The sequence below is a fragment of the Caballeronia hypogeia genome (genome assembly GCF_001544875.2).
GTDB classification, from domain to species: domain Bacteria; phylum Pseudomonadota; class Gammaproteobacteria; order Burkholderiales; family Burkholderiaceae; genus Caballeronia; species Caballeronia hypogeia.
The window spans coordinates 16520-30888 of sequence record NZ_FCOA02000035.1 but is presented as its reverse complement, the minus strand read 5'-3'; the positions used below and the strand labels follow the sequence as shown (position 1 = coordinate 30888).

At 63.5% G+C, this 14369-nt stretch carries 12 protein-coding genes; 4 read left to right on the top strand and 8 right to left on the bottom strand.

All coding sequences use genetic code 11. The features are described from left to right. Positions 1-26: 26 nt before the first annotated feature. Positions 27-599: a hypothetical protein gene (locus tag AWB79_RS32370; protein ID WP_061171529.1), complete on the top strand. Its 573-nt coding sequence runs from the start codon at positions 27-29 to the stop codon at positions 597-599. A 108-nt stretch (positions 600-707) separates the two neighbouring features. Here AWB79_RS32370 and AWB79_RS32365 read toward each other — a convergent pair whose 3' ends face one another. The 3 genes from AWB79_RS32365 to leuC are packed head-to-tail and all read right to left on the bottom strand — an operon-like array spanning position 708 to position 4110. After that, positions 708-2030 (bottom strand): 2-hydroxycarboxylate transporter family protein, encoded by a 1323-nt coding sequence (locus tag AWB79_RS32365; RefSeq protein ID WP_061171528.1) that lies wholly within the window; start codon positions 2028-2030, stop codon positions 708-710. Between the two features lie 60 nt (positions 2031-2090). Continuing rightward, positions 2091-2735, bottom strand: coding sequence for a 3-isopropylmalate dehydratase small subunit (gene leuD / locus AWB79_RS32360; RefSeq protein ID WP_061171527.1), 645 nt, complete (start codon positions 2733-2735; stop codon positions 2091-2093). Beyond that, positions 2728-4110, bottom strand: coding sequence for a 3-isopropylmalate dehydratase large subunit (gene leuC / locus AWB79_RS32355; RefSeq protein ID WP_061171526.1), 1383 nt, complete (start codon positions 4108-4110; stop codon positions 2728-2730). Before leuC ends, leuD begins: the two co-directional genes overlap by 8 nt. Positions 4111-4216: 106 nt before the next feature. Between leuC and AWB79_RS32350 the strand changes: the two genes are divergently transcribed. Further along, a complete protein-coding gene (locus AWB79_RS32350) occupies positions 4217-5107 on the top strand; it encodes a LysR family transcriptional regulator (protein ID WP_061171525.1) in 891 nt (296 codons plus the stop codon). A 186-nt stretch (positions 5108-5293) separates the two neighbouring features. Here the strand turns inward: AWB79_RS32350 and AWB79_RS32345 are convergent, their stop codons facing one another. Continuing rightward, on the bottom strand, positions 5294-6283 hold the full coding sequence (locus AWB79_RS32345; protein WP_061171524.1) for a LacI family DNA-binding transcriptional regulator: 990 nt from the start codon (positions 6281-6283) through the stop codon (positions 5294-5296). Between the two features lie 206 nt (positions 6284-6489). Between AWB79_RS32345 and AWB79_RS32340 the strand changes: the two genes are divergently transcribed. Further along, the gene (locus AWB79_RS32340; protein ID WP_061171523.1) at positions 6490-8739 is read left to right on the top strand and encodes a beta-glucosidase family protein; all 2250 of its coding nucleotides are present in this window, start codon (positions 6490-6492) and stop codon (positions 8737-8739) included. A 130-nt stretch (positions 8740-8869) separates the two neighbouring features. After that, positions 8870-10036: a phytanoyl-CoA dioxygenase family protein gene (locus tag AWB79_RS32335; protein ID WP_061171522.1), complete on the top strand. Its 1167-nt coding sequence runs from the start codon at positions 8870-8872 to the stop codon at positions 10034-10036. A 1-nt stretch (position 10037) separates the two neighbouring features. Here the strand turns inward: AWB79_RS32335 and AWB79_RS32330 are convergent, their stop codons facing one another. Genes AWB79_RS32330 through AWB79_RS32315 form a run of 4 tightly spaced genes read right to left on the bottom strand, consistent with a single transcriptional unit; the run spans position 10038 to position 14369 of the window. Next, on the bottom strand, positions 10038-10760 hold the full coding sequence (locus tag AWB79_RS32330) for a FadR/GntR family transcriptional regulator (protein ID WP_061171521.1): 723 nt from the start codon (positions 10758-10760) through the stop codon (positions 10038-10040). 3 nt (positions 10761-10763) lie between these two features. Further along, positions 10764-11801 (bottom strand): galactofuranose ABC transporter, permease protein YjfF, encoded by a 1038-nt coding sequence (yjfF, locus tag AWB79_RS32325; protein WP_096031644.1) that lies wholly within the window; start codon positions 11799-11801, stop codon positions 10764-10766. Continuing rightward, a complete protein-coding gene (locus AWB79_RS32320; RefSeq protein WP_061171520.1) occupies positions 11798-12856 on the bottom strand; it encodes an ABC transporter permease in 1059 nt (352 codons plus the stop codon). Before AWB79_RS32320 ends, yjfF begins: the two co-directional genes overlap by 4 nt. Beyond that, positions 12849-14369: a sugar ABC transporter ATP-binding protein gene (locus AWB79_RS32315; protein WP_061171519.1), complete on the bottom strand. Its 1521-nt coding sequence runs from the start codon at positions 14367-14369 to the stop codon at positions 12849-12851. Before AWB79_RS32315 ends, AWB79_RS32320 begins: the two co-directional genes overlap by 8 nt.

Here is a 14369-nt window from a genome sequence, read left to right as displayed (position 1 = left end):
TGCCCGCCCGAATGGCATGTCACGCAATGTCTTCCTTTCAGCTCCGTTTATGCGCGGTTTTCGGAACGGCGCTTTTCTTCGTCGCTTCGCTCTGGGTCAATCAGGAAATCTTCGTCCGGTCCGAGTTCGTGCGCGGCGTGAACTGGGTCTATCTGCCGGCCGGCATCCGGTTGCTCAGCACGCTGCTGTTCGGCGCCGACGGCGCGCTGGGATTGCTGTTCGCCAGTTGGGTCGTCAACTTCTTCTATTTTTTTCCGAACGATCCGGTGAGGTCGTTCGCTGGCGGCATCATCGCGACCGCGGCGCCGTACGCGATGTATCGACTCGCGCGCGAACTGTATGGCCTGAATGCATCGCTTTCCAACCTCACGGCGGGACGGCTGATGATCCTCACGGTCGCCTACGCGCTGGCCGGGCCGCTGTTGCATAACATCTGGTTCTGGCTTCAGGGCGACAGGGCGGATATCGTGTCGCGCTTCTTCGCGATGTTCATCGGCGATCTTTGCGGCACCATGATCGTCATCTACACGCTCAAGGTGGCGCTGCATTTCCTGCCGGTGCCACGCCGGTCCGAAGCGGACAGCCATTCGGACCGGTAGGCCTCGTCTTCTCTTTATCGTCTCTCAGGTTCTGGCGCGTCATGCCCGCCATGGCCGTCACTCTAACAGGTGCTTATCAAGTTGATAAGCTAAACAATCGGGTGCGTATCAACCGAACCACTTCATCATCAGCGTGGCGAGCACGACCATGCCCGCGCCGCCGATGCGCGTCGAGATTTGCGCGAAGGGCATCAGTCCCATGCGGTTCGACGACGAAAGAATCGCGACATCGCCGGTGCCGCCCAGGCCGCTGTGGCACGCGGTAATGATTGCCGCTTCGACCGGATACATCTTCAGCCAGGCGCCGACAAAAAAGCCCGACACGACCATCGCCGCCACCGTCGATGCGCAGATCACGAAGTACGCGGGCGAGAATGCGCCGACGAGCTTGTCCCACGACACGAACAGCGTGCCCAGTCCGACGAGGATCGCGAACGTGAGATTCGTCGACATGAACTTGTAGATCTGGTACGCGCCGGTCTCCATGCGCTCGGGAATCGCGCGCGCAACCTTCAGGAGCGCCGCCGCGACGATCATCAGCACGGGACCCGGGATGCCCGTGACCGGCGCGAGCAGCATGCCGAGAATGAAGAGCGTGCAGCCGAGCAGCAGGCCGAAGCCCATCAGACGCAGGTCGAGCGCGGCCTCGGCTTTCTGCTCCTTGAGCAAGGCCTGATCGTCGCCGCTCTTCACGAGCGTGCCGTCGCCGCTATAGGTGCGATGCTTTTCGCCGAAACGCTTGAGCAGGCCGCTCGCGAGAATCGCAACGACATTGCCGATGAGCGCGGCGGGCACCATCATCGCGATCAGATGGCCCTGTGCCTGACCCGTAATCTCCGAATAGCCGATCGACAGCGGCAGGATGCCTTCGCCGATGCCGCCGCCGAGAATCGGCATCACGATATAAAAGAACGTGTGCTTCGGGTCGTAGCCGAACAGCAGGCCGACGATGACGCCCGCCGCGATGGCGGTCACGGTGCCGACGAGCAGCGGTACGAACATCTTCAGGAAGCCCTGGACGAGGATCTTGCGATTCATGCCGAGCATGCTGCCCGCGACCAGACACGCGATGTACAGATATTGCAGGTTCGCGGTCTTCATCGTCGTGGTGATGGCCTTGAGCGCGGCGTCGTCCATCAGCTTGTAGCCGAGCAGCGCGGAAGGCACGAACAGGCACAGGATTGCAGGCCCGCCGATATGCCTGAACACCGGAATGCGCCGGCCGATCTCGCCAAGCAAAAGGCCCGAGAGCATCAGCACGGCGAAGCCGCCGATCATGTCATTGGGGAGCTTTCCGGTGACCGCGGCCAGCACGGTCACCAGCGCGAGCGCCGCGAACATCGCGAGCGGCATGCCGCCGATGGTCAAGGTCGAGAGGAACGTGCGACGGCCGAGCGGCGTGTCGCCCGAGCGCATCGAAGGGCTTTCCATATTGTGTCTCCTGTTTGAGGGATAGTGCGGCGCGGGACGCTCGTGCGTCTCTTTCTCGCCTTATGCGGCCTGCGCCTTGCGCAGCTTCGGCAGATCGATCCGCATCCACGGATGCGCGGCTTCGTGTCGTGCTTCGAACGCGCGGATCGCGTCGCTGTCGGCGAGCGTCATGCCGATCATGTCGAGGTCTTCTATGAACATGCGCTTCTGGCGCGGCGGCAAATCGAACGCGTAGTGCGTGCCGTCGCTCGCCGTGATGCGCTGGTTCGCCACGTCGATGCTCAGGCGGCTCGTCGCCGGATCGCTCACGAGCGCGGTGAGTCGCGCGACGACCGCTTCATCGAGCGTGATCAGCAACAGACGGTTGTTCTGCGCGTTGAAGTAGAAGATCTCGCCGAAGCCCGGCGCGATGACCGCATCGATCCCCGCCTGCTGCAACCCCCACACCGCATGCTCGCGGCTCGATCCGCAGCCGAAGTTCGCGCCCGTCACGAGAATGCGCGCGCCTGCATAGGCGGGCTGGTTGAGCACGAAGTCATCGCGCGACTGGCCCGATGCATCGAAACGCAGGTCGTACAGCACGCCGCGCGCAAGTCCCGATTTATCGATGCCGAACAGAAACTGCTTCGGCATGATCTGGTCGGTATCGAGATTGTTCAGCGGAAGCGGCGCGGCGATGCCCGCCAGAATTGCGTGCTCAGACATGCTGGAACTCCTTGCGTACGTCGACGATACGGCCCGCGATGGCGGCGGCTGCGGCCATCGCGGGACTCATCAGATGCGTGCGGGCGCCACGTCCCTGGCGGCCCTCGAAATTGCGATTCGTGGTGGACGCGCAGCGCTGGCCGGGATCGAGAATGTCGTCGTTCATCGCGAGGCACATCGAGCAGCCGGGCTGACGCCATTCGAAACCCGCTTCGATCAGCGTCTGCGCGATGCCTTCGCGTTCGGCCTGCTCGCGCACCATGCCGGAACCGGGCACGACCATCGCGCGCACGGAAGACGCAACCCGGCGGCCGCGCACGATATCCGCGACGGCGCGCAGGTCCTCGATGCGCGCATTCGTGCACGAGCCGATGAAGACGTGATCGATCGCCAGGCCGTCGAGCGTCTGTCCCGCGTCGAGACCCATGTAGTCGAGCGCCTTGGTCGCGTTGCGCTGATCGGCGGAGCGCGGAATGCGCGCATCGATCGCGATGGCCTGATCCGGGCTCGTGCCCCACGTGACGAACGGCGCGACTTCGCATGCATCGAAGCGATGCGTGATGTCGAACGAGGCATCGGCGTCGGATTCGAGCAGCTTCCATTGCGCGATGAACGCATCGGCGTCCATGCGTTCGGCGAGATAGCGGAACGTCGTCTCGTCCGGCGCGATCAACGCGCCGCGCGCGCCCGCTTCGACAGTCATGTTGCACAAGGTCATGCGCGCCTCGGCGGAAAGCGCATCGATCGCGCTGCCCGCATATTCGACGACGAAGCCGCGCGCACCCTGCGCGCCGATCTTCGCAATGAGGTAGAGCACGAGATCCTTCGATGTCGTACCGGCGGGCAGCGCGCCATCCACCACGATGCGCATGTCCTTCGCGACGCGATAGACGAGCGTCTGGGTGGCGAGCACATGCTCCACCTCCGACGTGCCGATGCCGAAGCCCAACGCCCCGAGCGCGCCGTAAGTGGTCGTATGGCTATCGCCGCACAGCACGACCATGCCGGGGCGAATCAGTCCGAGTTCCGGCGCCACCACGTGCTCGATGCCTTGCGCGCGGTCCTGGACGTCGAACAGATGAATGCCGTGTTTCGCGCAGTTACGCGTGAAGTTGGCGGCCTGTTGTGCGGCGGCGTCGATCATGATGGTCCGTTTGTCGACCGCGACGGGATGCGTCGGAATCACGTGATCGACCACGCCCATCTGCTTCTTCGGGCAACGCACCGGCAGGTTCTTCCCGGCGAGTCCCGCGAAGGCCTGCGGGCTCGTGTACTCGTTCATGATGTGCAGGTCGGCATAGAGCGCGACGTGCTCGTCATCGACGCGAAAAACCGTATGGCTGTCAACGATCTTTCGGTAAAGCGTCTGTCCCATTGCTGTCTCCGTCATGCCTCTCGATTCAAGTCGAGATCAGTGTAATTCGATAACAGAGGCCGTAAAATGCAGACTGATTTAACCTATTGTTAAGCCATATTTAAAAATGGATTCGATCGCCGATCTGGAGTTTTTCGCGCGCCTCGTCACGCAAGGCAGCCTCTCGGCGCTCGCGCGCGATCTCGGCGTGACGCCGCCAGCGGTGAGCGCGCGCCTGAGTCAACTGGAACGCCGTCTCGGCGTGAAGCTGTTGAACCGCACCACGCGACGCCTCGCGATGACGCAGGAAGGCGAGCTCTATCTCGGCACCGGCTCGCGTCTGCTCGAACAGGTGCAGGAACTGGAGCGCATGGTGTCGAGCAGCCGCGATCTGCCGCGCGGTCTTTTAAAAGTCAACGCGACGTTCGGCTTCGGCAGGCGTCACATCGCGCCCGCGCTGTCGGGCTTTCGCGTGCGTTATCCGGAAGTGGAAGTGCAGCTCGATCTCACCGACCGGCCCATGAATCTCGCGGAGTTCGCCTTCGATGTCGGCATACGCTTCGGCGAATTGCCCGACATGCGCGTGGTCGGCAGAAAGATCGCGGCGAACCGGCGCTTCGTGTGTGCATCGCCTGCGTATCTGCAGGAGCATGGCGCGCCGAAGCAGCCCGACGATCTGCGCAGCCATCGCTGTATCGTGCTGCGCGAGAACGACACCGCATACGGCACGTGGCATTTCACGAAGGGCAAGCGCCACGAGACCGTCAAGGTTCACGGCACGATGAGCAGCAACGATGGCGAAGCCACCTTGCGCTGGGCGCTGGACGGGCACGGCGTATTGGTGCGCTCGGAGTGGGACGCACGGAGCTACCTGGATTCCGGCGTGCTCGAGCGTGTGCTCGCCGACTGGTCGATGCCGCCCGCCGATATCTATGCGATCTATCCCGAGCGCCTGAATCTGTCGGCGAAGGTGCGCGTGTTCATCGAGTTTCTGGAGCAGTATCTGAAGCGCGATTGAGCCTGGCCGCGAAGCAAACGCTTACGGGAAACCCCTTAGAAGAAAAAAATGGTCAGCAATCTCAAAAATCGTTACTCTGGGTAACCGTTTTCCCAAGCAGATATTGGGAGCTTCCCTTCTCATCTTTTACACACGCCCTGCGCTTCGCGCGAGGCGTGCGGAGAGACTCATGCCTTAAAAAAGCACTCACGCGGTATGCGTCGATTCGCGCACGATCAGACACGGCTCGATGGTCACATGCTCGATCTCTTCCTTGCCGGAGAGCGCGTCGATGAGCTTCTGCATCGCGATCTCGCCCATGGTTTCGCTCTGCGTATCGACGCTCGTAAGTGAAGGCGCGGAGATTTCGCCGTAAGGCACGTTGTCGATGCCGGTTACCGCGACATCGCGCGGCACGTTGATGCCGAGCGCCGTGGCCGCCTTGATGAAGCCGAGCGCAATGAGATCGTTGTAGCAGATGACCGCCTGCGGGCGGCGCGGCCCGAGCATCACGCGAGAGCACGCGTGCTCGCCGGCGCGCGTGGTCGGCGCGTGTGCGTCGTGTACATCGAGTTCGAGCCCGGCTTCGGCCAGGCAATCGCGCACGCCGGCAATGCGCTCGTCGTTGATGCGCGCCTGCCCGAAGCCCAGATACGCGAAGTTGCGATGACCGAGATCGAGGAGATGACGAGTGAGCATGAAGGTGGCGAGCCGGTTGTCGATTCCGACGCTCGGAATGGGCAGCTTGTCGCTGCGCCTGAGCAGGACCACGGGCTTGTCGAGGTCGAGCAGCCATTGCGACTCTTCCTCGGGCAGGCGCGAACTCAGGATCAACCCGTCGACGCGGCGCGCGAGCGCTTCGACGAGCGGCCGTTCGCGCGCCTGGTTCTCGTCGACATCGACGAGCAGCAGCGTGTAATTGTGCTTGAGCGCCACGCGGTTCGCGCCCTTCACGACGTTGGTGAAATGCGGATTGCTGATGTCGAGGATCGTGAGACCGATGGTGCGCGTCTGCTTCGTCACCATCGAACGGGCGAGCGGATTCGACTGATAGCCGAGCTCCTCGATCGCGGCCTTGAGCTTGGCCTCGACCGGTTCGGTGAAGCGTTTAGTGCCGTTGATGTACTTGGACACGGTCGCGACGGAAACGCCGGACAGCGCCGCGACGTCGCGGATGGTCGCCGAAGGTTTTTTCATGTGAAAACGTTTAATCGGGTGGACGTGCGCGGTCGTGCCGCGCGAATGCATCGAGTGTACGACGCCGGACGGCGCTGACACAGATATAGAAATTCGGCGGATGTGAATCAAGCGGTCCGCATGTGTGGATCGAAGACCTCTTTTCGATAAGGATGACGAATTAAATGGCCGTGCAAATAATCGATTCCAACAGGAGGAGTGAAGTGATGAGAAACCGTACGATCCTGAGCGCCGTCATGGCGATGTTCATCGCCGCGGGTTGCGGGGGCGGTCACGACGACAATGGCGGCACGCCGGCCGCGTCGAATGCGCACGCGTGGATGAATACCTCGCTGCCGCCGCAGCAGCGCACGGCGCTCCTGCTCGCCGCGATGACGCCGCAGCAGAAGATCGCGCAACTCACCGGCACGCCCGGCGTGGTGCCAGAGATTCCGTCGTGCTACGGCGCGCGGCACATCACCGGCATACCGGACTTGCAGATTCCGACGCTGCGCGTGACCAACGGCCCCGTGGGCGTCGGGCAAAACGATTGCGTGTCGCCGGGCTTGCCCGGATTGCCGCTCTCTTCGCTGTCGAGCCCGGCATCGGCCAAGGCGACCGCGCTGCCTTCGGGCATGGCGGTGGCCGCATCGTTCGATACGGCCGTAGCCAGCCAGTTCGGCGACGTGATCGGACGCGAGTCGCGCAATCTCGCCTTGCACGTGCTCGAAGGTCCGGGCATGAACCTCGCGCGCAATCCCACGCTCGGACGCAACTTCGAGTACTTCGGCGAGGACCCGATCCTGAGCGGCACGATGGGCGTCGCCGAGATCAAGGCGATTCAGTCGCACGGCGTGATCGCGATGGCCAAGCATCTTGTCGCGAACGAGCAGGAAACGAATCGCATGACGATCAACGAGAACATCGACGACAAGACGCTGCACGAGCTCTACATGGTGCCGTTCGAGATGGCCGTGAAAGATGGCGGCGTGGCTTCCGTGATGTGCTCGTACAACTCGGTGAACGGCGCGTCGATGTGCGAGAACAAGCATATCCTCACAGACGTGCTGCGCGGCCAGTGGGGTTTCACGGGTTACGTGCAGTCGGACTTCTTCGCGGCGCACAGCACGGCGAACACCATGCTCGCGGGTCTCGACAACGAAATGCCGGGCATCGATGTCGCGCCGCTCACCGCGTGGTGGACGCCCGCGAAGATCAACGCGGCGCTTTCGGCGGGGCAGATCACGCAGTCGAATATCGACACCGCGCTCGGCCGCCGCTACACGCAGATGTTCAGGCTCGGCATCTTCGACAGGCCCGTCACGCAGACGGCGATCGATCAGGCGGGCGATGGCGCCATTGCGCGTGCGATCGGCGAGCAGTCCGCCGTGCTGCTCAAGAACACGAACGACCTGCTGCCCTTTGATCCGAAAGCGATTCGCTCCGTCGCGCTGATCGGCCAGGCCGCGTATGCGAACAAGGCGGTGTCCGGCTGCTGTGGCGGCAGCTCGGACGTGATTCCGCTCTATACGGTCACGCCGCTCGAAGGCGTGCAGAACGTGCTGAAGCAGGCGGGATCGCCGGCGAGCGCGAACCTCACGATCGTCGCGGACGACAACAGCAATCTCGCCGCGGCCGTCGATGCGGCGAAGCAGGCCGACGTCGTGATCGTGCTGGCCGGCACCATCGCGGAGGAGGGCGCGGATCGCCCGAGCATCGAATTGTCGAACAATCAGGACGCGATCATCGCGGCCGTGGCGGCGGCGAACCCGCGCACGGCGGTCGTGATGAAGGACAACGCGTCCGCGCTGATGCCGTGGATCGATCAGGCGCCCGCCGTGCTGGAAACGTGGTTCCCCGGACAGGAGGACGGCAACATCATGGCGAATCTCGTGTTCGGCATGGCGAATCCGTCGGGCAAGCTGCCCGTCACGTTCCCGAAGAAGTCAGGCGACTGGCCCGCGAACACGCCCGCGCAATATCCGGGCGTGACCGTCAACGGCCAGCCGACCGTCACGTATTCGGAAGGCTTGCAGATTGGCTATCGCTGGTACGACGCGCAGAACGTGAAGCCGTTGTTCGCGTTCGGGCACGGTCTGTCGTACACGAGCTTCAAGATGTCGAACCTGCAGGTGAGCCCGCAGTCGTCGGATGGCACGAAGCCCGTCACCGTATCGGTCGATGTCGAGAACAGCGGCAAGGTCGCCGGCGCGGAAGTGCCGCAGGTGTATCTGTCCTTGCCGGCGGGTCTCGGGCAGCCGCCGAAGCGCCTCGTCGGCTTCCAGAAGGTCATGCTCGCGCCGGGTGAGAAGAAGACGGTGCAGATCGTCATCGATCCGAACGCGGCGAGCCATCCGCTCGGCACGTGGGACACGGCCTCGCAGCAGTGGAAGACGGCGGGCGGTCAGTATCAGGTGATGGTGGGCAATGCATCGGATAACCTGTCGCTGAATTCGGCGTTGTCGGTCGGGAAGTAAGCGCTGCGCGTGTGGCCGGTCGTCTCGGATCGCATCGGGACGGTCGGCCGTTCTTGATGGTTTTTTGAGGTGTTTATGATGGTTCGTGCCGCGCCAAAGCCGTTATGCTTGTTCGAAAGCGGAGCGAGACATGAACGACACGAACTGGTACATGGAAAGCGGCTGTTCGCTCGATGAGTTTGCGCAACAAATCGAGCGCGGTACGCATACAGATCTCACTTTCGCAGCGGACGTGCAGAAGAACATTCCGCTCTACGATTGCGCCGTGCTCGCCGATGCGTTGAACGATCCGTCGCAGCGCATGGCGTTGCAATCGGAGTGGGCGAGCGCGTTGCGCGACGGCGCGGGCGTGTTCGTGCTCAAACATGCGTATGCGGATCTCGCTCCCGTCGATGAAGCCACCGCGATCTTCGAATCGATCATCCGGGAGGAGCGCGAACAAGGCACGAGCGGCGCGGATCACTTCGCGAAGGCCGGCGCGAACGACCGCATCTGGAACGCGCAGGAAAAGCTCTGTCTGCACGCGCCGCGTGTATTCGCGCGTTACTTTTCGAACCAGTTCATCGAATGCGCGGCGCAGGCTTGGCTCGGGCCGGGATTCCAGATGACCTCGCAGGTCAATGTGGTGCGTCCCGGCGGCGCGGCGCAGGAAGCGCATCGCGACTATCACCTGGGTTTTCAGAGGGCGGATGAAGTGCAGCGCTATCCGGCGCATGTACATGTCATGTCGCCGTTTCTCACGCTGCAGGGAGCGGTCGCCCACAGCGACATGCCGGTGGAAAGCGGGCCGACCAAGTTGCTGCCGTTCTCGCAACGCTATGCGCCTGGTTATCTCGCGTGGCGGCGCGCGGACTTTCGCGCATACTTCGAAGCGCATCATGTGCAGTTGCCCTTATCGAAAGGGGACGCGCTGTTCTTCAGCCCCGCGCTCTTTCATGCGGCCGGCGCGAATCGCACGCATGACGTGCAGCGCATGGCGAACCTGCTGCAAGTGTCGTCTGCATATGGGCGGGCGATGGAAACGGTCGATCGCGCGCGCATGTGCGAAGCGGTCTATCCGGTGCTTCTCGATGACAAGTCGACGGGCCGCCTGAACGATGCGCAGATCGATGCCGTTATCGCATCATGCGCGGAAGGCTATGCATTCCCGACGAATCTGGATCGCGATCCGCCTGTGGGCGGTCTTGCGCCAAAGAGTCAGCAAGCCATGCTGCGGCAGGCGCTCGATGAGCAATGGCCGCTCGATGCGCTGAAGGACGCGCTGAACGAGAACACACGGCGTCGCGCCTACTCCTGAACTATTCCTGATACACCGCGGACAGAACGCTCTCCGCATCGGCTTGCGCGTTGTCGAGTTGCACGAGACTCGCATGTCGCGCGCCGAGCGAATCGCGATTCGTGATCGCGGTGAGAATGGCCTTGTGCCGTGGCAGGGACAACGCGTGCGTATCGGGATGGCGGCTTGTCAGCTTGATCGACTCGGACAACGCGAGCGTCAGCATGTGACCGATGTACATGAGCATGTCGTTATGCGTCGCCGTCATGATCGCGCGATGAAACTCCAGATCGGGCGCGAGCAATTCCTCGGGCGTATGAGCGTGCGACATGCGTTCATACGCCGCGCGTATGCGCACGAGATCGTCGTCGGTCGCGTTCGATGCCGCGAGCGCGGCCGCCGCAGGCTCGATGATCCTGCGCACCACCAGCAACGAGCTAAAGAACTCGCCCTCATGCACGCTGTTGATGGTCCAGAAGAGCACGTCCGGGTCGAGCGTGTGCCATTCGTCGCGCGGACGCACGACGCTGCCAAGACGCGGCTTCGACAGCACGAGCCCTTTCGCGACCAGCACGCGCGTCGCCTCGCGCAGCACCGGACGGCTCACGCCATAGGCCTCGCATAGCTTCGCTTCGGCGGGCAGGCGGTCGCCCGGTTGCAGCCTGCCGCTCACGATCTCGATGCCGAGCTCCTGCACGATGCGCGCGTGCATGCTCTTGCGAGGTTGCAGATGGCGATAGTCCATATGTCAGCGCCTGACGGCCGTTCGATCGCCGAACGCGCGCTGCGACAGGCAGAACACGAGCAGCAGCGCGCCGACCGCAATCTTGGTCCACCACGAACTGAGCGAGCCGTCGAACGAAATCAGTGTCTGGATGATGCCTAGCAGCAGCACGCCGAACAGCGTGCCGATCACATAGCCGACGCCGCCCGTGAGCAAGGTTCCGCCGATCACGACCGAGGCGATCGCATCGAGTTCGAGGCCCATTGCGTGCAGGCCATAGCCGGAGAGCATGTAGAACGTGAACAGCACGCCGCCGAGCGCCGAGCAGAAACCCGAAAACGCATACGCGCCGATGGTCGCCGCGTTCACCGGCAGGCCCATCAGCAGCGCGGAATGCGGATTGCCGCCGACCGCGTAGATGGTGCGCCCGAACGGCGTGTAATGCGCGACGAACACGGCGGCCGCGAGCACGATGAGCGCGATCACCGCGCCGATCGAAAGCGACGCGCCGCTCATCACCGGTATGCGAATCTGCGAGACGGTGGCGTACCAGGGATCGGTGATGCTGATCGAATCTATGCTGATGAGATAGCACAGCCCGCGCGCGAGGAACATGCCCGCCAGCGTGACGATGAACGGCTGCAGGCGAAAGCGCGCGATCAGCCAGCCCATCAGCGTGCCGAACGCGGTGCCCATCGCGAGCACGAGCGGAATCACCACGAGCGGATGCCAGCCCGCTTTTTCGACGAGCGCGGCGGACACCATCGTCGTGAGCGCGATGATCGATCCCACCGACAGGTCGATGCCGCCCGACAGAATGACGAACGTCTCGCCCACCGCGACGACGATCAGAAACGCATTGTCGATCAGCAGGTTGAGGAACACCTGCGGCGAAAAGAAGCCGGTGTACATGACCGAGCCGACCACCGAGACGACGATGAACAGCGAGATCGTCGCGGCGAGCGGCAAGTAGCGGCTCTGCGAGAGCTTGCGTGATGAAGCGTGGCCGTCGCGTGGAGGCGTGAGCGTCACGCTGCGCGGCTTGGGCAGGCCCGAGTTCATCGGCGCACCTCGCTGCCGCCACGCGCGGGCCGTCGCGCGAACTTCGCTACAGTCGCGCGAAACTCGCCCGATTGCAGCATCATGACCGCGAAAACGACGATCGCCTTCACGACGAGATTCACTTCCGGCGGCACGCCGAGCGAATAGATCAGATACGTGAGCGTCTGGATGATGAGTGCGCCGATCACGCTGCCCGCGAGCGTGAAACGCCCGCCCGTGAGCGCGGTGCCGCCGAGCGTGACGGCGAGAATCGCGTCGAGTTCGAGCAGCAGGCCCGCGTTGTTGCCATCGGCGCTCTTCACGTTCGAGCTGATCAGAATGCCCGCCACGCCCGCGCACAAACCGCTGAATGCATACGCGCCGAGCGTGAGGCGTCTGGCCTGCACGCCCGCGACGCGCGCAGCGGTGGGATTGATCCCGATCGCCTGAAGAAACAGCCCGAGCGCCGTGCGCGTGATCGCGAGATAGAGCAGCGCGAACACGAGCGCGACGATCCATATCGAAGTCGGCAGGCCGAGCAGATAGCCGCCGCCGAAAAAGAAGTAGGGCGTGTAGTAGATCGTGATGATCTGCCCGCCGGTGATGAGTTGCGCGATGCCGCGTCCCGCGACCATCAGAATGAGCGTCGCGATGATCGGCTGCATGCCCGCGCGCGCAACGAGCACGCCGTTCCAGAAGCCGCACAGCAACGCGACGCCGAGCGCCGCGACGATGACCAGCGGCAGCGGAAAGCGCGTGACGTTGCCGGCGATCGAGCCGCCGATCGCCCATGCCGCGACCGCACCCGCAATCGCGACGACCGCGCCCACGGAGATATCGATGCCGCGCGTCGCGATCACGATGGTCATGCCGAGCGCGACGACCGCGAGCGGCGCCGCGCGATTCAGGATATCGACGAGACTGCCGTAGACATGCCCGTTGCGCCATTCCACATGCAGAAAGCCCGGATTGAACGCGGCGTTCAACGCGAGCAGCAACACCAGCGTGACGATGGGCCAGCCGAGCCGGTGCTCCATCGCCTGCCGCAGCATTCCACGTTGCACGGTGTCATCCATGTTCGGCTCCGATCATTTCGCACACGGTGTCCTCGCTCGTGCCGGCCGGCAGTTCGCCGACCTTGCGCCGGTCGCGCAACACGACGATGCGATTCGCTATACGCACCACCTCCGATATCTCCGACGAGATGAACAGCACCGCCATGCCCGTCGCCGCGAGCCTGAGTATCTCGTCCATGATTTCCTGCTTCGCGGCGACGTCGATGCCGCGTGTGGGCTCGTCGAGGATCAGTAGGCGCGGTTCGGTGGCGAGCCATCGCGCGATGAGCGCCTTCTGCTGATTGCCGCCGGATAACAGACCGATGGGCATGTCGAGCGTCGCGGCCTTGATGCCGAGCGCGTGAACGAAACGCTCCGCGAGCGCGTTTTGTTCGGCGCGCGTGAGGCAGCGCCGCGCGCCCATGCGCGCCTGTAACGCAAGCGCAATGTTCTCGCGCAGCGACAGCTCCGCCACGATGCCATCGGCCTTGCGCTCCTCGGGACAAAACGCGATGCCGTGACGGATCGCCTGCGCGGGCGTCGCGAACGACACGCTCTCGCCCTCCATGCGCAATTCGCCTTCATCGGGTTTTTCCAGACCGAACAGCAGCTTCGCGAGCTCGGTGCGCCCGGAGCCGAGCAAGCCCGCCACGCCGATCACTTCGCCCGCGCGCACGCGCAGATCGAGCGGCTGCAACTGTCCTTTCTGACCGAGACGCACCGCTTCGAGCAAGGCGGTGTCCGTTGCGCTGGCGTCCGTTTCGTCGGGCGGCGCCTGGCGCGCTTGCGCGGCGGCAAGCTCACGCCCGAGCATCGCGGCGATGAGCGCTTGCGTGCCGAGTTCGCTCGCGCGCCATTCGCCTACGCGCCGGCTGTTGCGCAACACGGTGATGCGATCCGAGATCGCATAGACCTGATTCAGAAAGTGCGTGACGAAAAGAATCGCCAGCCCTTCGCCGCGCAGACGACGCAGCACGTCGAAGAGCCGGCGCACTTCGTCTTCGTCGAGACTGGAGGTGGGTTCGTCGAGAATCAATACTTTCGATGAGAGCTTCAGCGCCCGCGCAATCGCCACCATCTGCTGAACCGCGACCGGATAACTCGTCAGCACGCGCGTCACGTCGATATCGAGTCCGACGCGTTCGAGCAGCTCGCGCGCCTGCCGGTTGGTCGCGTCCCAGTCGATGCGAAAGCCGTGCAGCGCGCCACGGCGCGGAAAGTACCCGGCGAAGATGTTCTCCGCCACCGAAAGGTTAGGGCAGAGATTCACTTCCTGATAGACCGTGCTGATGCCGAGCTTCTGCGCGTCCAGCGGGGAGTCCGGGCGAATCGCGCGACCGTCGAGCACGATCTCGCCGGCGTCGAGACTCACGACGCCGGTCAGCACCTTGATGAGCGTCGACTTGCCCGCGCCGTTCTGTCCCATTAGCGCGTGAACCTCGCCCGGATAGAGGGTGAGGTTCACGTCCTGCAATGCATGGACGCCGGCGAAGCGCTTGTCGATGCCGCGTAGTTCGAGTATCGGCGCTGTCAT